Origin of the sequence: Streptomyces sp. NPDC048411, assembly GCF_040704695.1 — a bacterium.
In the GTDB taxonomy this organism is placed as follows: domain Bacteria; phylum Actinomycetota; class Actinomycetes; order Streptomycetales; family Streptomycetaceae; genus Streptomyces.
This window is the reverse complement of sequence record NZ_JBEZKL010000021.1, coordinates 59004-78027: the sequence shown is the minus strand read 5'-3', so window position 1 is coordinate 78027 and position 19024 is coordinate 59004. Positions and strand designations below refer to the sequence as shown.

The 19024-nt window shown below is 71.9% G+C and carries 20 protein-coding genes; 8 read left to right on the top strand and 12 right to left on the bottom strand.

Features of this window, described 5'->3' with window-relative positions; translation table 11 throughout:
• Window positions 1-93: 93 nt before the first annotated feature.
• Complete coding sequence (locus AB0915_RS11040) at window positions 94-828, bottom strand: VIT1/CCC1 transporter family protein (protein WP_358857975.1); 735 nt, start codon at window positions 826-828, stop codon at window positions 94-96.
• Window positions 829-1089: 261 nt separating this feature from the next.
• On the opposite strand from AB0915_RS11040, the gene AB0915_RS11035 reads away from it, so the two are divergent.
• Genes AB0915_RS11035 through AB0915_RS11005 form a run of 7 tightly spaced genes read left to right on the top strand, consistent with a single transcriptional unit; the run spans window position 1090 to window position 9011 of the window.
• Complete coding sequence (locus AB0915_RS11035; RefSeq protein WP_366690788.1) at window positions 1090-2352, top strand: ADP-ribosylglycohydrolase family protein; 1263 nt, start codon at window positions 1090-1092, stop codon at window positions 2350-2352.
• On the top strand, window positions 2349-3614 hold the full coding sequence (locus AB0915_RS11030) for an ADP-ribosylglycohydrolase family protein (protein WP_366690787.1): 1266 nt from the start codon (window positions 2349-2351) through the stop codon (window positions 3612-3614). The genes AB0915_RS11035 and AB0915_RS11030 overlap by 4 nt, the downstream gene beginning before the upstream one ends.
• Window positions 3550-4743 carry an ADP-ribosylglycohydrolase family protein gene (locus AB0915_RS11025; protein ID WP_366690786.1) on the top strand — a complete coding sequence of 398 codons (1194 nt, stop codon included), beginning with the start codon at window positions 3550-3552 and terminating at the stop codon, window positions 4741-4743. Before AB0915_RS11030 ends, AB0915_RS11025 begins: the two co-directional genes overlap by 65 nt.
• The gene (locus AB0915_RS11020) at window positions 4740-6116 is read left to right on the top strand and encodes an ADP-ribosylglycohydrolase family protein (RefSeq protein ID WP_366690785.1); all 1377 of its coding nucleotides are present in this window, start codon (window positions 4740-4742) and stop codon (window positions 6114-6116) included. The genes AB0915_RS11025 and AB0915_RS11020 overlap by 4 nt, the downstream gene beginning before the upstream one ends.
• Window positions 6113-6997, top strand: coding sequence for a ribokinase (gene rbsK / locus AB0915_RS11015; RefSeq protein WP_366690784.1), 885 nt, complete (start codon window positions 6113-6115; stop codon window positions 6995-6997). The genes AB0915_RS11020 and rbsK overlap by 4 nt, the downstream gene beginning before the upstream one ends.
• Window positions 6994-8193, top strand: coding sequence for a CoA transferase (locus AB0915_RS11010; protein WP_366690783.1), 1200 nt, complete (start codon window positions 6994-6996; stop codon window positions 8191-8193). Before rbsK ends, AB0915_RS11010 begins: the two co-directional genes overlap by 4 nt.
• A gap of 14 nt (window positions 8194-8207) precedes the next feature.
• The gene (locus AB0915_RS11005; protein WP_366690782.1) at window positions 8208-9011 is read left to right on the top strand and encodes a CoA ester lyase; all 804 of its coding nucleotides are present in this window, start codon (window positions 8208-8210) and stop codon (window positions 9009-9011) included.
• Window positions 9012-9153: 142 nt separating this feature from the next.
• On the opposite strand, the gene lgt is transcribed toward AB0915_RS11005, so the two are convergent.
• The 11 genes from lgt to hisI form a co-directional block, all read right to left on the bottom strand.
• Window positions 9154-10134 (bottom strand): prolipoprotein diacylglyceryl transferase, encoded by a 981-nt coding sequence (lgt, locus tag AB0915_RS11000; protein ID WP_366690781.1) that lies wholly within the window; start codon window positions 10132-10134, stop codon window positions 9154-9156.
• A gap of 121 nt (window positions 10135-10255) precedes the next feature.
• Entirely contained in the window at window positions 10256-11083 is an 828-nt protein-coding gene (locus AB0915_RS10995) for a thioredoxin domain-containing protein (protein WP_366690780.1), read from the bottom strand.
• Between the two features lie 76 nt (window positions 11084-11159).
• Window positions 11160-11972, bottom strand: a complete 813-nt coding sequence (gene trpA, locus AB0915_RS10990; RefSeq protein WP_366690779.1) for a tryptophan synthase subunit alpha — start codon at window positions 11970-11972, stop codon at window positions 11160-11162.
• Window positions 11969-13255, bottom strand: a complete 1287-nt coding sequence (gene trpB / locus AB0915_RS10985; protein WP_366690778.1) for a tryptophan synthase subunit beta — start codon at window positions 13253-13255, stop codon at window positions 11969-11971. Before trpB ends, trpA begins: the two co-directional genes overlap by 4 nt.
• 134 nt (window positions 13256-13389) lie before the next feature.
• A complete protein-coding gene (locus AB0915_RS10980) occupies window positions 13390-13608 on the bottom strand; it encodes a tryptophan synthase subunit(beta) (protein ID WP_266986747.1) in 219 nt (72 codons plus the stop codon).
• 8 nt (window positions 13609-13616) lie between these two features.
• The gene (gene trpC / locus AB0915_RS10975) at window positions 13617-14426 is read right to left on the bottom strand and encodes an indole-3-glycerol phosphate synthase TrpC (RefSeq protein WP_366690777.1); all 810 of its coding nucleotides are present in this window, start codon (window positions 14424-14426) and stop codon (window positions 13617-13619) included.
• A gap of 115 nt (window positions 14427-14541) precedes the next feature.
• Window positions 14542-14991: a DUF2752 domain-containing protein gene (locus AB0915_RS10970; protein ID WP_366690791.1), complete on the bottom strand. Its 450-nt coding sequence runs from the start codon at window positions 14989-14991 to the stop codon at window positions 14542-14544.
• A gap of 141 nt (window positions 14992-15132) precedes the next feature.
• Entirely contained in the window at window positions 15133-15384 is a 252-nt protein-coding gene (locus AB0915_RS10965; RefSeq protein WP_366690776.1) for an HGxxPAAW family protein, read from the bottom strand.
• A 180-nt stretch (window positions 15385-15564) separates the two neighbouring features.
• Complete coding sequence (locus AB0915_RS10960; RefSeq protein WP_366690775.1) at window positions 15565-16218, bottom strand: TIGR02234 family membrane protein; 654 nt, start codon at window positions 16216-16218, stop codon at window positions 15565-15567.
• A 204-nt stretch (window positions 16219-16422) separates the two neighbouring features.
• The gene (locus AB0915_RS10955) at window positions 16423-17910 is read right to left on the bottom strand and encodes an anthranilate synthase component I (RefSeq protein ID WP_366690774.1); all 1488 of its coding nucleotides are present in this window, start codon (window positions 17908-17910) and stop codon (window positions 16423-16425) included.
• Window positions 17911-17921: 11 nt separating this feature from the next.
• Window positions 17922-18305 (bottom strand): phosphoribosyl-AMP cyclohydrolase, encoded by a 384-nt coding sequence (gene hisI / locus AB0915_RS10950; protein WP_366690773.1) that lies wholly within the window; start codon window positions 18303-18305, stop codon window positions 17922-17924.
• A gap of 84 nt (window positions 18306-18389) precedes the next feature.
• Between hisI and AB0915_RS10945 the strand changes: the two genes are divergently transcribed.
• A complete protein-coding gene (locus AB0915_RS10945) occupies window positions 18390-19022 on the top strand; it encodes a TIGR03085 family metal-binding protein (protein ID WP_366690772.1) in 633 nt (210 codons plus the stop codon).
• Window positions 19023-19024: the final 2 nt, after the last annotated feature.

Sequence of the window (19024 nt, the reverse complement as noted above, 5' to 3'; positions counted from 1 at the left end):
CGCCCCGATACTGGGCGTATCGGGGCGAGCCCGACAACGCAGCGAGCGTGCGTGCCAGGCGTCGCCAGGCAGGCGGGACTTTCGAAACACGCCCTAGCTCCCGACGGCCACGCCGAACACCATGCCCAGCCCGTACGTGACCGCCGCAGCCGTACCACCGAGCACCAGCTGCCGCAGCCCGCTGAACCACCAGCTGCGCGCCGTCACCCTGGCCACCACCGCGCCGCAGCCGAAGAGCCCGATGAGCGCCAGCAGCACCGCGGGCCACAGGGCGTGTGCTCCGAGCAGATACGGCAGTACGGGCAGCAGCGCACCCAGCGCGAACGCACCGAACGACGACACAGCGGCGACGAGCGGCGACGGCAGATCGCTCGGGTCGATGCCGAGCTCCTCGCGGGCGTGTATTTCCAGGGCCTGCTCAGGATCGCGGGACAGCTGCCGGGCGACCTCGCGGGCGAGTCCGGGCTCGACGCCGCGGGACTCGTACAGCGCGGCGAGCTCTTCCATCTCGTCCACCGGGTGCTTGCGCAATTCGCGGCGCTCGACATCGAGTTCGGCCTCGACGAGCTCTCGTTGCGAAGCGACGGAGGTGTATTCGCCGGCCGCCATGGAGAACGCGCCGGCGGCCAGGCCCGCCAGACCGGTGATCACGAGCGTCTGCTGGGACACCGAGCCACCCGCGACGCCGGTCATCAGCGCGAGGTTGGAGACGAGCCCGTCCATCGCACCGAAGACCGCCGGGCGCAGCCAGCCGCCGTTCACATCACGGTGGGTGTGGTTGTCACGGTGCGCCTCATGCAGGACGGCGTCGGTCTCGATGATGGACACAGTTCTCCCCTTCTCCGGCAGCGGGATTCACTCGCTCCGCCCCCTCAACACCATCGAAAGTACGCACGAAAAGAGCGCCCCGCCAGCAAGCCAGGCCGTACTTACCTGCCCTCTGACCAGGTAAGTACGGCCTGGCTCAGGAAAGTGATCCCGTCATCCGACTGGCCCTTTTGTCACGCTTATCGGCCTTTGTCGGGTCTCCGCGTGGCACAGATCGGACAGGTACGAGAACTGGCTCGGTACGAGCGAAGGGTCGACGCAATGGAGTCGATTGCGGGTAATCCGGCAGAGCGGCGGACGGGCCGTACGAGCGCGGGCGGAACGAACGCGGGCGGTGCGGACGCAGGCGGTGCGACGGAGGCCGCCCGGTACGACGCGGACACACCCAGCACGGGCCGATCGGCCCATGCGGACCACGCGGACGATGTCGAGCGCCTCGACCGGGCCGACCGGGCCCGCGGCGCGCTCCTGGGGCTCGCCGTGGGTGACGCCCTGGGCGCGCCGGCGGAGAACCTGCGGCCGTCCGAGATTCGCCGCCGCTGGGGCCGGATCGAGGGCTTCGTCAGCGACGACCCGGCAGGCACCGATGACACGGAGTACGCGATCTTCTCCGGGCTGCTGCTCGCCCGGCACGGTTCGGCGCTGACCGTCACCCATGTCGAGCGGGCCTGGCACCTGTGGATCGCCGACCTGGACGAGGGGCCGTTCCGCGGCGCCGGGTTCAGCGAGCGCGGCACGCTGGAGAACCTGCGCCGGGGTCTCGCCGCCCCGATCTCCGCCCAGCACCGGCACGCCTGGAGCGACGGACTCGCGATGCGGGCGGCGCCGTTCGGCGTGTTCGCGGCGGGCCGGCCCGCAGAGGCCGCGCGCCTGGTCGCGGTCGACGGCCGGGTCAGCCACGACGGCGAGGGCATCTACGGCGGCCAGGCGGTGGCGGCCGGAGTGGCCGCCGCGATGGTCGGTGCGGGGGTCGCGTCCGTGATCGCGGCCGCGCTGTCCGTCGTTCCGATGGACTCCTGGACGGCGCGCTCGCTGCGCCGCGCGGTGGCGGCCGCCCAGCGCGCGTATCCCGACCGCCTCACCACGGAGCGGGCCGTGCGCTCCGCGGTGGTGGTCGGCGGATATCCATGGACGGATCTGGCTCCGGAGGCGGTCGGCCTGGCGTTCGGCGCGTTCGCGGCGGCGCGCGGCGATTTCCGTACGGCGGTGCTGACCGCGGTCAACATGGGCCGCGACGCGGACACGACGGCGGCCGTGGCGGGAGCGCTGGCCGGGGCACTGCACGGGGTGTCCGCGATCCCGCGGATCTGGGGCGAGGCGATCGGACCGGTCCGGGGCAGCTGCCTGCCGTCGATGCGGGGCTACCACGTCCTGGACATCGCGGAGCTGCTCACCCCGGACGAGACGGACGAGGCGGACCCGATGGGCGGGACCGGCAAGGCGGGCGGGGCGGTCAGGGGCGCAGGCGGACCGGCGGGCGGGGCAGTAGGCGGCGCAGGCGAACCGGCGGTGGTGGTGTCATGACCATTGCACGCGACGCTCGCCGTACCAGCGATCCCGCCTCCCTCCCTGCCCGGCCCCTGCCGGAGCGCCGCGCCCGGATCGAGGGACTGCTCCTCGGCCTCGCCTCGGGGGATGCCGCGGGGTGGCCGGCCGCGCGCCACCGGGCGGCCCGGATGCCGGAGTGGACCCGGCGCCTCACCCGGGAGCTCGACACCTTCGCCGAGCAGAACGCCACCACCACCCTGCCCGTGCCGATCGCCCTCAACCAGCCACCCGAGCCGCTGCGGCTCGGGCCGTCGGACGATGCCGAATGGGCCGCGTTCGCCGCCGGGACCGTACTCGCCTCGGAGGCGGGGTCGCTGCACCACCTCTCCCCCGAGCGCCGGATGCAGGCTGCCATCGACCTCTCCTGGAACGCACTGGCCGCTGAGGTCGCCGCGGCTGCCGCGCAGGCGCCGGAGGTCGAGTCGGCGGTGCTCCCCCTGCGCGCCCGGATCTCGGTCCGGGCGGGGCTCGGCAATCTCGCCGCCGGGCTGCGGCCGCCCGCCACCGGCCACGACAACCCGCACTATTTCGACGACGCGGCCTGTGTCCGGGCCGCCGTGCTGGCGGTCGTCCACCCCGGCGAGCCCGGACCCGCCGCCGAACTCGCCGAGTTCGATGCCCGATACACCCAGGACGGCGACGGTGTGCACGGTGCCCGTGCGATGGCCGCCGCGATCGCCGAGGCGCTGGGCGGGGCCGATGTCGACGCCGTGGTGAACGCCGCACTCGCCCAGCTCCCCGACGGCACCGAGATCGCGCGCAATGCCGCCCACGCCGTCCGGATCGCCCGGGACTTCGTCGGCGAGGCGGCCGGCGCCTTCGCGCTCGTGCCGGTGCTGGAGCATCAGATCGTCGATCATGTGTACAGCTACGGGATCGCCGCCGCCGAGACCGTGCCGGTCGCGCTCGCCCTCGCCACCGCCGCCCGGGGCGAGATCGCCCAGGCCGTTCCGGCCGCGGCCTGTCTGTCGCGGGTCGCCGACTCGGCGCCCGCTCTGGCCGGTGCGCTGACCGGCGCGCTCGGCGGTATCGCCGCCGTCCCGGACGGCTGGCGCGAGGCCTGCCGCACGCTAGCCGGGTGTGCGCTGCCCCGACTCGCGGGCACCGATCTCATCGAACTCGCCGGGCTGCTGACAGACACGGAACCAGCCCCTCCGGGTGGACAATTCGGGCATGACGCCCATGAAGCTCATGACGCCTCCAGGGAACAGACCACCCACCGCGCTCGCCCTCGATGAACGGATCAGCGGCGCCCTCGTCGGCGCCGCCGTCGGCGACGCGCTCGGCGGCCCCGTCGAGGGCCGGTCCGCCGAGCAGATCGTCGAACGCCACGGCGGCCGGGTCACCGGCATCGTCGGCCCGTGGGACGGCGACGACTGGCGCACCGCCCGCCCCATCGCCCCGTACTACAAGGGCGACGGGCACGTCACCGACGACACCTTGATGACCCATGCGCTGGTACGGGTGTACGGCGCCGTACGGGACCATCTCGACGCGTACTCCGTGGCCGACCACCTCGTACCGGAGCTGATCGCGAACCCCCGCTGGATTCCGGAGCTGCAGGCCGAGGCGCTGCCACTGCAACGGGTCTTCCTCGCCGAGAAGTGGATCGTCGCCCGGCTCCACTACGGCCATGTCGATCCGCGCGAGGCGGGCTCCGGAAACATCGTGAACTGTGGTGCGGCGATGTACATGGCGCCGGTGGGACTGGTCAACGCCGCGCATCCGCGGGCCGCGTACGCCGAGGCGCTGGACCTCGCGGGCGCCCATCAGTCGTCGTACGGGAGGGAGGCGGCCGGGGTCTTCGCGGCGGCCGTCGCCGCCGCCTGCGCCCCGGACGCGACGCCCGCCACCGTCGTCGACACCTGCCTGTCGCTCGCCAAGGACGGAACCCGGGCCGCCATCGAGGCCGTGTGCGAAGTGGCCGTCCAGCACCAGGACTTCGAGACGGCGCTGGCACCGGTGCGTGCCGCGGTGGCCCCCTTCGACACCGTCGGACCCGACTACCGCGCCCCGTCCCTCGGCGCCCGCCGACCGTCCCGGCTGCACGCCATCGAGGAGCTCCCGATCGCCCTCGGGATGCTGCTCGTCGCGGACGGCGACTACCGGCACGCGGTGCTCGGATCGGTGAACTACGGCCGCGACTGCGACTCGATCGCCACGATGAGCGGCGCGCTCGCGGGCGCGCTGCACGGCGAAGCGGCGATCCCCGCCACCTGGGTGAAAACAGTGGCGGAGGCCAGCCGCCTCGATCTGCACGCACCGGCGCGGACGCTGACGGACGTCGCCCGCGAGGTGTTCGTACGGGACACCGCCCGGCGGCGTGCGCACGAGACGGCGTTCGCAGCACTGGAAGGCACGCCATGACCGTGCGGGTCACCTGGGTGCAGCCCGAGGACCTGATCGGGCACGAGCTGCGCCAGGCGGCCGAGGACGGCCGGGACGCGCGGCACATCGAGCGCCGGTGGTACGCGGCGGGCGGCGCACCCGCCCCGGAGCGCGCGGGCGCATCGACATCCCCGGCGCCACCCGCCCTGCGCGCGCTCGCCGAGCGCCTGCTCGACGAACTCGCCGGACTCACCTCGCCGCTGCATGTCGACGAGCCGACGGATCTCGCCGCGATCCGGGCGGTCTGCCCGGACTGGCCGGCGCCCCGCACGGACCCTCCACCGGCCGGTACGGCCCGGCTGGAGGCGGCATGGCTGGGGCGTGCGGCCGGCTGCCTGCTCGGCAAACCCGTCGAAAAGCTGCCCCTCGCGGGGATCCGTGCGCTGGCCCGAGCCACCGGGAACTGGCCGCTCACCACCTGGTTCACGGCGAAGGGCCTGCCCGCCGCACTGGCAGCCGCCCACCCCTGGAACCGTCGCTCCGCACCCACCTCGCTCGCCGAGAACATCGACGGGATGCCGGAGGACGACGACCTCAACCACCCGCTCCTGACCGTGCTGTTGATCCAGCGGCACGGGCCTTCGTTCGGTACCGCCGATCTCGCCCGGCTCTGGCTCGACGAACTCCCCGCCGGCCGTACGTTCACCGCCGAGCGGGTCGCGTACCGCAATCTGCTCGACGGCATCGAACCGCCGGACACCGCCCGGCACCGCAACCCGTTCCGGGAGTGGATCGGCGCCCGGATCCGCGCCGACGTGCACGGCTGGACCCACCCCGGCGACCCGGCGGCCGCCGCCGAGCAGGCACACCGGGACGCGGTCCTCACACACACCGGCAACGGTGTGTACGGGGCGATGTTCACCGCCGCGGCGCTCGCCGAGGCGGCCGGTGGCGACGCGGATGTGCACGGCTGTCTGGCGGCCGGTCTGCGCGTCGTGCCGCCCCGCTCGCGATTTGCGCACGCGGTCCGCACAGGGATCGACTCGGCCCGCGGTGAGGCGGACTTCGACGAGGTCGTCGACCGGCTGCACGCCGAGTTCGGCGTGTACCACTGGGTCCATGTACTGCCCAACGCCGCACTGCTCGCCGCCGCCCTCACCCACGCCGACGGCGACTTCTCCGGCTCCATCTGCCGTGCGGTGGCGGGTGGTTGGGACACCGACTCGAACGGCGCGACCGCCGGCTCACTGACCGGTCTGCTGGCCGGCCGGCCCGGGGCGCTGCCCGGCCGATGGACCACCCCGCTGGGGAACCGGCTCGCCACATCCGTTCCCGGATTCGATTCCATCGGCTTCGACGCACTCGCCGAAATGACCCACCGGCTCATCCACGAGGAGGCACGCCACCCATGACCGGCATCGTGGTGCTCGGCAGCACCAATATGGACCTTGTCGCCTACGTCGCACGGGCTCCGCAGCGCGGAGAGACCGTCACCGGACGGGAGTTCCGCACCGTCCCCGGCGGCAAGGGCGCGAATCAGGCCGTCGCCGCCGCCCGCGCGGGCGGCGACGTGATGATGATCGGCGCGGTCGGTGACGACGCGTACGGGGCGCAGCTGCGGTCCGGACTGGAGCACGCGGGCGTGGACACCGACCTGCTGCACACCGCGGAGGGCCCCAGCGGCACCGCGCACATCGTCGTCGACGACGCGGGCGGCAACTCGATCGTGGTGATCCCCGGCGCCAACGGCACCGTCACCTCCCTCGGCCCCGGGGAGAAGGCCGCCATCGCGGGTGCCGACCTGCTGCTCCTGCAACTGGAACTGCCGCTGTCCACTGTGCTGGAAGGAGCGCGGGTCGCCCATGCGCAGGGGGTACGGACGATTCTCACCCCCTCCCCCGTGCAACCGCTGCCGGACCAACTCTTCGACACCATCGATCTCCTGATTCCCAATGAGCACGAGGCCGCCGCACTCTCCGGGCACTGCGAACCCCACGCGGCGGCGGACAGCCTGCTCCGGCAGGTCCCCGAGGTCGTCATCACGCTCGGCGCGAGGGGCTGCCTGTACGCGTCCCGGGGCACCGAAAAGATCCACTTCCCCGCGCCCGAGGTCACCGCCGTGGACACCACCGGCGCCGGGGACACCTTCGTCGGCACGCTCGCCGTGGCGCTCGGCGAGGGGCGTGCCGTGCCGGAGGCACTGGCCTGGGCGTCGTCGGCCGCCGCGCTCTGTGTGCAGAAGCCGGGTGCCTCGACCTCCATGCCGTACCGCAGCGAGATCGACGCCGCATGACCGCGCCCGGGGAAGCACCCCTCACCGGCCTGCGGGTCCTCGACCTCGCCACGCTCTTCGCGGGCCCCCTCGCCGCCACCATGCTCGGCGACTTCGGCGCCGAGGTGATCAAGGTCGAACATCCGCGCAGACCCGATCCGTCGCGCGGGCACGGCCCGGCGAAGGACGGCATCGGCCTGTGGTGGAAGCTGCTCGGCCGCAACAAACGCAATCTGACCCTCGACCTCTCCGCTCCCGGCGGACGCGACGTCCTGCTGCGGCTGGCCGCGTCCACCGATGTGATCATCGAGAACTTCCGGCCGGGGACGCTGGAACGGTGGGGCATCGGCTGGGAGGAGCTGCACGCCGTCAACCCGCGGCTGGTGCTCACCCGGGTCACCGGCTTCGGCCAGTTCGGCCCGTACGCGCACCGCGCCGGCTTCGGCACCCTCGCCGAGGCCATGAGCGGGTTCGCCGCGATCACCGGGGAGCCGGACGGGCCGCCGACCCTGCCGCCCTTCGGGCTCGCCGACTCGATCGCGGCACTCGCCACCGCGTACGCCGTGATGGCGGCGCTGGCCGGGCGGGACCGCACCGGGAAGGGGCAAGTCGTCGACATGGCGATCATCGAGCCGATCCTGACCGTGCTGGGTCCGCAGCCGATCTGGTACGACCAGCTCGGATACGTCCAAGAACGCACCGGTAACCGCTCGCGCAACAACGCCCCACGCAATACGTACCGCACGTCCGACGGTCAGTGGGTCGCCGTGTCCACGTCCGCCCAGTCGATCGCCGAACGGGTGATGCATCTGGTCGGCCGCGCGGAACTGATCGACGAGCCGTGGTTCGCCTCCGGCGCCACCCGTGCCGATCACTCCGACGAACTCGACGAGGCAGTCGGCAGCTGGATGGCCCGGCACACCCGCGACGACGCGATCTCCGCGTTCGAGAAGGCGGAGGCAGCCATCGCGCCGATCCATGACATCCGGGACGTAATGGACGACCCGCAGTACCGGGCCCTGGACTCCATCACCGAGGTCCCCGACCCGGAGCTGGGCCCGCTGCGTATGCAGAACGTCCTCTTCCGGCTGTCCGGGACCCCGGGGGCGATCCGCTGGGCGGGCCGGCCGCACGGCGCGGACACCGACGAGATCCTCACCGGGCTCGGTCTGACCGATCCGGAGATCGCCGCACTGCGAGCGGGGAGCGTGCTGTGACGGCGGCGGCAGCGGTGCCTCTGACTTGGCTGTACGCCCCCGGGGACCGGCCGGACGTGGTGCGCAAGGCGCGCGACTCGGGCGCTGACGTGGTGATCGTCGACCTGGAGGACGCGGTCGCGCCGGACCGCAAGGCGTATGCACGGTCCGCCACTGCCGAACTCCTCGCCGATCCGCTCGCCGGCACGGACGGTGTGCCGATGCACGTCCGGGTCCACACCGAAACCGACATCCTGGCCCTGGCCGGACTGCCCGGTCTGGCCGAGCTGCGGCTACCCAAGATCACGCATGCCGCGACCGTCCATCACATCGCGGCTCTGGCGCCCGGCGTCGCGCTCTGTCCGCTGCTGGAGTCGGCGCTCGGCATCGAGCACGCGTACGCGATCGCGGCGTCCCACGCCCAGGTCCGCTCCATCGCCATCGGCGAGATCGATCTCCGGGCCGATCTGGGCGTACGGGACGACATGGGCCTGGACTGGTCGCGCGGCCGGGTGGTCGTTGCCGCCCGCGCGGCGGGGCTCGCCCCGCCGACCCAGTCGGTGTTCCCGGACGTCCTGGACCTGGACGGGCTGTGGCAGTCCTGCGTGCACGGGAGGGCGCTGGGGTTCGTCGGCCGGGCGGCGATCCACCCCCGGCAGCTGCCGGTCATCGAACGGGCATTCCGGCCGACGGCGGAGGAGATCGAGGCGGCGCAGGAGATCGTGGCGGCGGCACTGACGGACGCGGGTGCGCTGGCGCTGCCGGACGGCCGCTTCGTGGACGCGGCGGTGGTGGCCTCGGCCCGCCGGACGCTGGCGCTGGCGGAACGGGTGGGGTGACGGCGGAAAATCCGGCTCCTCCGGCGATCGAGAAGCGGGGGGTCCGGGCGCACAGACCCCGGTGGGGGAACAGTGAAAGGCCCCGAGCCGTTTGGTTCGGGGCCTTTCGTACAGATGGGTGGCGTCAGGCAGATGGGTGGCGTCAGGCTTTCTTCGCTGCCTCTGCCGTGCCGTTCTTCTCCGGCACCTCGGCATCAGGCACCTCGGCATCGGACGCCTTCGCATCGTCGGCGCCGTCGCCGTCACGGTCCGCGTCACCGGCGGCATCCGCGGCGGGCGCCGCGTCCTCGACGCCCTCGGCGTCCTCGGCTGCTCCCGGCTCGACGACCTCCTCGCGCCCCGGCCGTACCTTCGCCGAGATCACCATGTACGTCACCGCCAGCACGAACATGATGAGCGCGGTCCACACGTTCAGGCGCAGGCCCAGGATGTGGTGCGCCTCGTCGACCCGCATGTACTCGATCCAGGCACGACCCGCGCAGTACGCCGCGACGTACAGCGCGAACGCCCGCCCGTGTCCGAGCTTGAAGCGGCGGTCCGCCCAGATCACCAGCAGGGCGACGCCCACGCACCACAGCGACTCGTACAGGAACGTCGGGTGGTACGTTCCGGCGACCCGGTTGGGACCTTCGCTGATCTTCAGTGCCCACGGCAGATCCGTCGGCTTGCCGTACAGCTCCTGGTTGAACCAGTTGCCCCAGCGGCCGAACGCCTGGGCGATGGCGATACAGGGGGCGAGCGCGTCGGCCCAGGCGGTCAGCGGGATCCCTCGACGGCGGCAGCCGATCCAGGCGCCGACCGCCCCGAGCGCGATCGCGCCCCAGATACCGAGGCCTCCCTGCCAGATCTTGAAGGCGTTGACCCAGTCTTCACCGTCGCTGAAGTACAGCTGGTAGTCGGTGATGACGTGGTAGAGCCGGCCGCCGACGAGACCGAAGGGCACGGCCCAGACGGCGATGTCGGCCACCGTGCCGGCTCTGCCGCCCCGGGCGATCCAGCGCTTGTTGCCGAACCAGACGGCGACAAACACACCGATGATGATGCAGAACGCGTAGCCGCGAAGCGGGATCGGGCCGAGATTGATCACGCCGGTCGACGGGCTGGGAATGAAGGCAAGGTCCATGGCAGGGTCGACGCTACCTTGCCGGGCGGGAGGTGCGGCAACCCGCCCGACAACTTCTGGGTAACGAGACGGCCATCCATTCCCCACCCGGCCGACCCGGAGCCCACGTCCGCGGGGTGCCTCAGGAAACGGATGGCGACGGGGTGACCTTCGCCGGCTGCTTGCCCTTGTTCGCCTCGGCGACCCACTTCTTCAGGTTCGCCACGGTGATCGGTTCGTTCCCCTTCTTCGGGAAGATCGATTCACCGTTGAGGAGCGCCGTCGGCGTGCCCGTGAATCCACCGTTCTGGAACGCGGTGTTGGACTTCTTGACCCAGGTGTTGTGCGTGCCGTCCTCCACGCAACTGCGGAAGGCGGGCGTGTCGAGGCCCGGGACCTTGCCCGCCAGGTCGATGAGCTTGCTGCTCTTGCCGAAGGCGTCGTCGCTCTCCGGCGGCTGATTGCGGTAGAGGACGTCGTGGTACGCGGAGAACTTCCCGACGTCCTGTGCGCAGGCGGCCGCATTGGCCGCGTCCAGCGATCCGCTGCCGCCGAGGTTGCCGTCGATGAGCGTGGCCAGGTGATACTGGACCTTGATCTGTCCGGTGTTTTCCAGCTCGTGGATCGTTTCCCGGAACGCATTCTCGAACTGGGCACAGACCGGGCAGCGGAAGTCCTCCCAGACCGTGAGCGTGGACGGGGCGTCGTCCGCACCCACCTGGATGACCAGGCTGTCCTTGCCGGTCGCCCCCGACGGTGCGACCACGGGCCCCGACTCGCTCGCCTTGTTGCCCTTGCCCCCCGAATTCGCGGCGATCACGCCGATGACGGCGGCCAGCGCCAGCACACCCACCACGGCGGCCGAGACGATCAGCGTGCGCCGGCGGCGCTCGCGCGCCTTCGCCTGCTCGCGCTGCTGGACGAGCCGGTCGCGCGCGGCCCTTTTTCCCTCTTGGTTGTTCTCGCTCACACCCGCAGCAACGAACCGGGGAGGCACGTGCGTGCCTCCCCGGCCCCAGGTCCACCCGGATGGATTACACCCGATGTCAGCGCTTTCGAACGCCTTCGGCCAATTCGCCCGCCAATGAGCGGACCGCGGCGAGACCGGACGCCTCGTCGGGGGCGTCCAGGATCCGCTTGACGAAGGCGGAGCCGACGATCACCCCGTCGGCGAAGACGGCGACCTCGGCGGCCTGCTGGGCGTTGGAGACGCCGAGGCCGACGCAGACCGGGAGCTCGGTCGTGGCGCGGGTGCGCCGGACCACGTCCTGAGCCTGCTCGCCGACCGATTCGCGGGTGCCGGTGACCCCCATCAGCGAGGCCGCGTAGACGAAGCCCGAGCCGGCCGCGGTGATGGCGGTGAGGCGCTCGTCCTTGCTGCTCGGTGCGACGACGAAGACGGTCGCGAGACCGTGCTTGTCAGCGTGCTCGCGCCACACCGAGGACTCCTGGACGGGCAGGTCGGGCAGGATGCACCCGGCGCCGCCCGCCTCGGCGAGCTCGGCGGTGAACCGCTCGATGCCGTACCGGTCGATGGGGTTCCAGTACGTCATGACAAGGATCGGGACGCCGGTCGCCTCGTACGCCTCGCGGACCGTACGCATCACGTCGGCGATCTTCACGCCGCCGCGCAGAGCGATGTCGTCGGCGGTCTGGATGACCGGCCCGTCGAGCACGGGGTCGCTGTGCGGCAGGCCCACCTCGACGACATCGGCGCCACCGGCCACGACGGCCTTGACGGCCTCGATGCCGCCGTCGACCGTCGGAAACCCGGCCGGCAGGTAGGCGATGAGCGCGGCACGCTTCTCCGCCTTGGCGGCGGCGAGGGCGGTACTCAACAGCTCGATGTTGCCACTCACCTGGCGTCCTCCTCGATCTCGGCATCGCCGTTCCCCGCGTCCGCCTCGACGGTCGCGTCCGCGTCGTACAGCCCGAAGTAGCGGGCCGCCGTGTCCATGTCCTTGTCGCCGCGGCCGGACAGGTTGACCACGAGAAGCCCGTCCTTGCCGAACTCCTTGCCGACCTCCAGGGCTCCGGCCAGCGCGTGGGCGCTCTCGATGGCCGGGATGATCCCTTCGGTGCGGGAGAGCAGCAGCAGCGCCTGCATGGCGGCGTCGTCGGTGACCGCGCGGTACTCGCCGCGGCCGATGTCCTTGAGGTACGCGTGCTCGGGGCCGATGCCCGGGTAGTCCAGACCGGCCGAGATGGAGTACGGCTCGGTGATCTGGCCCTCGTCGTCCTGGAGGACGTAACTGCGCGACCCGTGCAGGATGCCGGGCTCGCCCGCGGTCAGGGTCGCCGCGTGCTCGCCGGTCTCCACGCCGTGTCCGGCGGGCTCGCAGCCGATCAGCCGGACATGCGCGTCCGGGATGAAGGCGTGGAACAGGCCGATGGCGTTGGAGCCGCCGCCGACACAGGCGATCGCGGCGTCCGGCAGCCGGCCGGTCCGTTCCAGAACCTGCCGTCGGGCCTCGACGCCGATGACGCGGTGGAAGTCGCGGACCATCGCCGGGAAGGGGTGCGGGCCCGCGACCGTCCCGAAGAGGTAGTGGGTGCGGTCCACATTGGCGACCCAGTCGCGGAACGCCTCGTTGATGGCGTCCTTCAGCGTGCGGGAGCCGGATTTCACGGCGACGACCTCAGCGCCGAGCATCCGCATCCGCGCCACGTTCAGCGCCTGCCGCTCGGTGTCGATCTCGCCCATGTAGATGGTGCATTCGAGGCCGAAGAGGGCGCACGCGGTCGCGGTGGCGACGCCGTGCTGACCCGCGCCGGTCTCGGCGATGACCCGGGTCTTGCCCATGCGCTTGGTGAGCAGCGCCTGACCCAGCACGTTGTTGATCTTGTGCGAGCCGGTGTGGTTCAGGTCCTCGCGCTTGAGGAAGATCCGGGCGCCGCCCGCGTGCTCGGCGAAGCGCGGAATCTCGGTCAGGGCGCTGGGCCGGCCGGTGTAGTTGACCATGAGCTCATTGAGCTCGGCGGCGAAGGCCGGGTCGTGTTTGGCCTTGTCGTACTCGACGGCGACCTCGTCCACGGCGGCGACGAGCGCCTCCGGGATGAACTTGCCGCCGAACGCGCCGAAGTAGCCCTCGGCGCTGGGGACCAGACCCTCGGGGTCCGGAATGAAGAAGTCAGATGACATCCGACGTGCTCCTCGTCATGGCAACGGGTGGGTTCACCGTATGCGCCGTCGGCAGAGCGCCGTCGCGACCGGGACGGTCGGACGGTTCGGTCGTACGTACGAGAGGGTGGTGCGAGTACGTCGGCCGGGGCTCGCTAGAGCGCGGTCCCCGTGCGCCATCGCATGCCGTTGACCTGGCCGGGCTCGTCGCCGATCACGTACCGCACCCGCCGTCCGTGCACGCGGCGCGCGGGGGCGCGGCAGCCGCGGGGGCGGCAACCGCGCGCCAGCGGTGCGTGCGGGTCCCGGGCAGCCGTCACCATGGCCAGGCGCAGGCGCGGCCGGGTGCGGGGCAGGGGACGGTCGGCGGACATGGTGCGGGTCAGTCCCGTCCGTGCCGCAGGGCCGGGTGGGCGCCCGCGGCGACCAGGTCGGCGACTGCGGTCCGCGGGTCGCGGCCGGTGACCAGGGACTCGCCGACGAGTACGGCGTCGGCGCCGGCGTTGGCGTAGGCGATGAGGTCGTGCGGGCCGCGGACGCCGGACTCGGCGACCTTGACGATGCCCGCCGGGATCTCGGGGGCGACACGCTCGAAGGTGGAGCGGTCGACCTTGAGGTCCTTCAGATTGCGCGCGTTGACACCGATGATCTTCGCTCCGGCGTCGACGGCGCGCTCCGCCTCCTCCTCGTCGTGCGCCTCGACCAGCGGCGTGAGGCCGATGGACTCGGCGCGCTCGATCAGGGACACGAGGGCCTCCTGGTCGAGGGCGGCGACGATCAGCAGGGCGAGGTCGGCGCCGTAGGCGCGGGCCTCCCAGAGCTGGTAGGAGGTGACGATGAAGTCCTTGCGCAGGATCGGGATGTCGACCTTGGCGCGGACGGCCTCCAGGTCGGCGAGCGAACCGCCGAAGCGGCGCTCCTCGGTGAGGACTGAGATGACGGACGCGCCACCGGCCTCGTAGTCCGCGGCGAGTGCGGCCGGGTCGGCGATCGCCGCGAGGGCTCCCTTGGAGGGGCTGGAGCGCTTGACCTCGCAGATAACGGTCACGCCCTCGCCGCGCAGGGCGGCGACTCCGTCCTTGGCCGCCGGAGCGCGCGCCGCGCGTTCCTTGAGTTCGTCGAGGCTGACACGCGCCTGCCGCTCTGCGAGGTCGGCGCGGACGCCGTCGATGATCTCGTCGAGCACACTCACGCGAGCGGCCCCCTTCCGGGACGGTGATGAGGGAACAGGATCAGCCATCTCGATGATATCCGCAGGAGGGCCGAGGGCCCGCATCCGGCCTCCGAATGTCCCACTGGCTGGGCATTCACGGCGCCAGTACTGATCCGAACGGCAGATTCCGAACAACGGTGAAGATCAGCAGCACGGCGCCGATCCCCCACCAGTAGGCCGGTGCGAGGTTGATCCGTACGGGCATTCCTCTGCTCGCGCGGACGATCCAGACCACCCAGACGGCAGCGAAGATCGCGTAGCCGACGACGGCGAGGGCATTGGAGCCGAAGGCGGCGCCGATATCGCCGTGGGCAACGGCGTGGGCGCTGCGCAGCCCGCCGCAGCCGGGGCAGAACAGGCCGGTGACCTGCAGCATCGGGCAGACCGGGTAGTGGCCCGGCTGGTTGGGGTCGACGGCGCCGACGTAGCCGAAGGCCGCGATGACGGCGCCCATGACCGCCACCGGGGTGGCGAGCCGTCGGAAGGGTGATGCGGGCACGGGCGCCGGCGGGAAGGCCGGTGCCGGCTGACCGGGCGCCGGCACGAAGTCCGGCGCGGGCTGTCGACCGGACGGGCCCGGTGCGGCTGCGGGGGAAGGCGAGGCGTCCACCCGGTGATTGTCCCCGCTCACGCGGAAAGGCGCAGCCCGGCCCGGGCTGCGCCTTTCACGATGTTCCGACCGGCGTCAGGAAGACGTCTGGGCCTGCCCGGCCGCCGCCCGGGCGGCGGCCATCTCGGGCGTCTCCTTCGGCGTGCCGAGGCCGGCGGCCTTCATCGCGAAACCGACGATTCCGCCGATGAGGATGACCGCGATACCGGCCCAGAAGCCGAGCGGGTTGGCCGCGACCATGAAGACGCCTGCGACGCAGAAGCCGATGAACGAGATGATGACACCGGTCCAGGCGGCCGGGGTGTGTCCGTGGCTGCTGCCCGCCATGAGTTGCTCCTCGTTGGTGTTGCGCTGTGGGTATCGCTGATCGCTGTACGCACAGCTGGTGGCGCTGTGCTGCCGCTGTGCAGAAAGCTCAGAACCATTGTCCCGTACGGACGGGTACGGCGTGTGCTGGGGGTCGCACCCGGGGTGTGTCCCCCGGTCACGCCCCGCTCGCGCCGGGAGTCAGTGCGTCGGGTCCTCGCCGCGGTCGAGCGCCTTCCACAGGTCCTCGGGCCGGTCCGGGTCCGGGGCGGTGCGGGGGGCCTTGCGGGGGCGCGGAGTTCCGTCGCGCTCGTACCGGCCCGACATGGTCGGCCAGAGCTTCCCGTACCGCAGGGCGAGCAGCCCTGCGATGAGGATCAGCAGTCCGCCGGCGGCGGTGACGTAGGGCCAGGCGGTGTGGCTGAGGGCGTCGATGGTGGCGGAGGTGTCGCCGGTGGTCTGCGCCGCCTTCTCGTCGAGGGCCGCGCTGTCGGAGGCGCCGAGGTAGGCGCTCAGTCCGGCACCGAGGCCGCTGAGGGCGAGCAGCCCGGCGACGAGCAGTCGGCTGGCGCTGCGGACGGCGAAGACGGCGACGAGGGCGGCCAGGCCGACGATGGCAAGTGCCGCCGGGAGTCCGGTGACGTCCTGGCCGTCGGCGGTCAGAGGCAGGGAGCCGCCGACGACGGCGGCCTTTCCCTCGGCCCAGGTCTGGCTGGAGGCGAGAAGGACGACGGCGGCACCGACCGCCCCGAGAAGCAGGCCGGCGGCCAGGCTGCGGCGGCTTCCCGTGGCGTCGGGCGCGGTGGCGGCCTGGGCACGGGGCTGGGGTACGGGGACAGCACTCACGTACCCCACTATCCCCTACGGGTTCAGCCCGAGCGGCACATGGGGGGTGGGTGAAGGAGCGGGGTCTGGTGCGTGCAGCTGCAAGGCGGAGGAAGGAGTCGACGCGAAGGGGCCCCACGCCTTCAGGGCTATGGGGAGTCGGTGACTGACGACAGCGCCGCAGATGTGCGCACCAGGGCACGCGACGCCGCCCCCCCATGTGCCGCTCGGGCTTCACCGTTCGCGGAGGCGGTTCGCCGTATGCACGGCGCGCAGGACCGCGGCGGCCTTGTTACGGCATTCGGTGTCCTCGGCGACCGGGTCGGAGTCGGCGACGATTCCCGCTCCGGCCTGGACGTAGGCGGTGCCGTCGCGCAGCAGAGCCGTACGGATCGCGATCGCGGTGTCGGCGTCCCCGGCGAAGTCGAGGTAGCCGACGCAGCCTCCGTACAGTCCGCGGCGGGTGGGTTCGAGCTCCTCGATGATCTGCATGGCCCGCGGCTTGGGGGCACCGGAGAGCGTCCCGGCCGGGAAGCATGCGGTCAGGACGTCGAAGGCGGTACGGCCTTCGGCGACGCGGCCGGTGACCGTGGAGACGATGTGCATCACGTGCGAGTACCGCTCGATCGACATGAAGTCGACGACCTCGACACTGCCGGGCACGCAGACCCGTCCCAGGTCGTTGCGGCCGAGGTCGACGAGCATCAGGTGCTCGGCGCGTTCCTTCGGGTCGGCGAGGAGCTCGTCGGCGAGTGCCTGGTCCTCCTGCGGGGTGGCGCCGCGGGGCCGGGTCCCGGCGATCGGGTGGACCATCGCCCGCCCGTCCTCGACCTTGACGAGCGCTTCGGGGCTGGAGCCGGCGACATCGAAGCCGTCGAACCGGAAGAGGTACATGTACGGCGACGGGTTGGTCGCGCGCAGCACCCTGTAGACGTCCAACGCGCTTGCCGTGCAGGGGGCTTCGAAGCGCTGTGAGGGGACGACCTGGAACGCCTCGCCGGCTCTGATGCGCTCCTTCACGTCGACGACGGCGTCCTGGAAGGCCTGGCCGCCCCAGAGCGCGGTGTACGACGGGAGCTCGGACGGCGGAAGGGCCGCGGGGGTGCTCTCGACCGGGCGGGAGAGGTCCGCCTCCATGGCGTCGAGCCGGGCGACGGCGTCGGCGTACGCCTCGTCGACCCCGGTCTCCAGGTCGTTGTGGTTGATCGCGTTGGCGATCAACAGGACGCTGCCGTCCCAGTGGTCAAGAACGGCAAGGTCCGAGGTGAGGAGCATGGTCAGCTCGGGGAGCTGCAGGTCGTCGCCTCCGTGCTCACCGATCCGCTCCAGTCGGCGCACGATGTCGTAACCGAGATAGCCGACCATGCCACCGGTGAACGGCGGCATGCCGGAGTGCAGGTCGCGCGGGGTGTGCAGGGCCTCGACGGTGGCGCGCAGGGCGTCCAGCGGATCCCCGTCGACGGGGACGCCGACGGGCGGGGTGCCGAGCCAGTGCGCCTCCCCGTCGCGGACGGTGAGGGTGGCGGCGCTGCGGACGCCGATGAAGGAGTAACGGGACCAGGTGCGGCCGTTCTCCGCGGATTCGAGGAGGAACGTGCCGGTGCGCTCGCCTGCGAGTTTGCGGTAGAGCGCAACCGGGGTGTCGCCGTCCGCGAGGAGTCGGCGGCTGACGGGGATGACACGCCGGTCGGCGGCCAGTTTGCGGAAGGTCTCGAGATCCATGGCGGCTGACCCTACTGCCCCAGCGGGAGTACATCTGCGTCGAAGCAGGTCCGGTCACCGGTGTGACAGGCGGCACCCGTCTGGTCGACCTTGACGAGGACGGTGTCAGCGTCGCAGTCGAGGGCGACGGACTTGACCACCTGGATGTGGCCCGAGGTGTCGCCCTTGACCCAGTACTCCTGGCGGCTGCGCGACCAGTAGGTGCAGCGGCCGGTGGTCAGGGTGCGGTGCAGGGCCTCGTCGTCCATCCAGCCGAGCATGAGCACCTCGCCGGTGTCGTACTGCTGGGCGATGGCCGGGACCAGGCCGTCAGCGCCGCGCTTGAGGCGGGCGGCGATGGCCGGGTCGAGGTTCCCGGACGGCGGCGGAGTGCTGGGCGTGGGCGCGCTGGTCATGTGCCCATTGTGCCGTGGACGCGGGAGCGGCTTCCTGCGGCGTCCACTGGGCGGACCGCGTGCGGCGGCCGTACGCTGGCGAGCATGTCGACCCATGCGAAGCGTGAACGACTTCTGCTCGCCGACCTGTTGGAGGCGGCGGGACCGGAAGCCCCGACCCTGTGCCAAGGCTGGACGACCCGGGATCTGGCCGCCCATGTGGTGGTCCGCGAGCGCCGGCCGGACGCGGCGGGCGGTCTGCTGCTGGACGTGCTGAAGAACCGCCTCGAACATGTGCAGGCGGAGTACGCGGCCAAGCCGTACGAGGAGCTGATCCAGCTGATCCGTACCGGGCCGCCGCGGATGTCCCCGTTCGGCCTGAAGCAGATCGACGAAGCAGCCAACACCGTCGAGTTCTACATCCACGCGGAGGATGTGCGCCGGGCCCAGCCGGACTGGTCACGGCGGGAGCTGGACCCGGTCTTCGCCGATGTGCTGTGGTCGCGCGCCGAGAGGACGGCCCGGATGCTGGGCCGCAAGTCCCCGGTGGGGCTGGTGCTGCGCCGCCCGGACGGCCAGACGGCGGTGGCGCACAAGGGCACCCCGGTGGTGACGGTCACCGGCGAGCCGGGCGAGCTGCTGCTCTTCGCGTTCGGCAGGCAGAACGCGGCGACGGTGGAACTCGAGGGCGACAAGGAGGCGGTGGCCCGGCTGCACACCGCGGAGCTGGGGATGTAGCG

Bases quoted from the DNA above. Each gene is read 5' to 3' on its own strand.
- AB0915_RS11035 (WP_366690788.1), top strand. From the start codon at position 1,090: ATGGAGTCGATTGCGGGTAATCCGGCAGAGCGGCGGACGGGCCGTACG.
- AB0915_RS11030 (WP_366690787.1), top strand. From the start codon at position 2,349: ATGACCATTGCACGCGACGCTCGCCGTACCAGCGATCCCGCCTCCCTC.
- AB0915_RS11025 (WP_366690786.1), top strand. From the start codon at position 3,550: ATGACGCCCATGAAGCTCATGACGCCTCCAGGGAACAGACCACCCACC.
- AB0915_RS11020 (WP_366690785.1), top strand. From the start codon at position 4,740: ATGACCGTGCGGGTCACCTGGGTGCAGCCCGAGGACCTGATCGGGCAC.
- rbsK (WP_366690784.1), top strand. From the start codon at position 6,113: ATGACCGGCATCGTGGTGCTCGGCAGCACCAATATGGACCTTGTCGCC.
- AB0915_RS11010 (WP_366690783.1), top strand. From the start codon at position 6,994: ATGACCGCGCCCGGGGAAGCACCCCTCACCGGCCTGCGGGTCCTCGAC.
- lgt (WP_366690781.1), bottom strand. From the start codon at position 10,134: ATGGACCTTGCCTTCATTCCCAGCCCGTCGACCGGCGTGATCAATCTC.
- trpB (WP_366690778.1), bottom strand. From the start codon at position 13,255: ATGTCATCTGACTTCTTCATTCCGGACCCCGAGGGTCTGGTCCCCAGC.
- AB0915_RS10980 (WP_266986747.1), bottom strand. From the start codon at position 13,608: ATGTCCGCCGACCGTCCCCTGCCCCGCACCCGGCCGCGCCTGCGCCTG.
- AB0915_RS10965 (WP_366690776.1), bottom strand. From the start codon at position 15,384: ATGGCGGGCAGCAGCCACGGACACACCCCGGCCGCCTGGACCGGTGTC.
- AB0915_RS10955 (WP_366690774.1), bottom strand. From the start codon at position 17,910: ATGGATCTCGAGACCTTCCGCAAACTGGCCGCCGACCGGCGTGTCATC.
- hisI (WP_366690773.1), bottom strand. From the start codon at position 18,305: ATGACCAGCGCGCCCACGCCCAGCACTCCGCCGCCGTCCGGGAACCTC.
- AB0915_RS10945 (WP_366690772.1), top strand. From the start codon at position 18,390: ATGTCGACCCATGCGAAGCGTGAACGACTTCTGCTCGCCGACCTGTTG.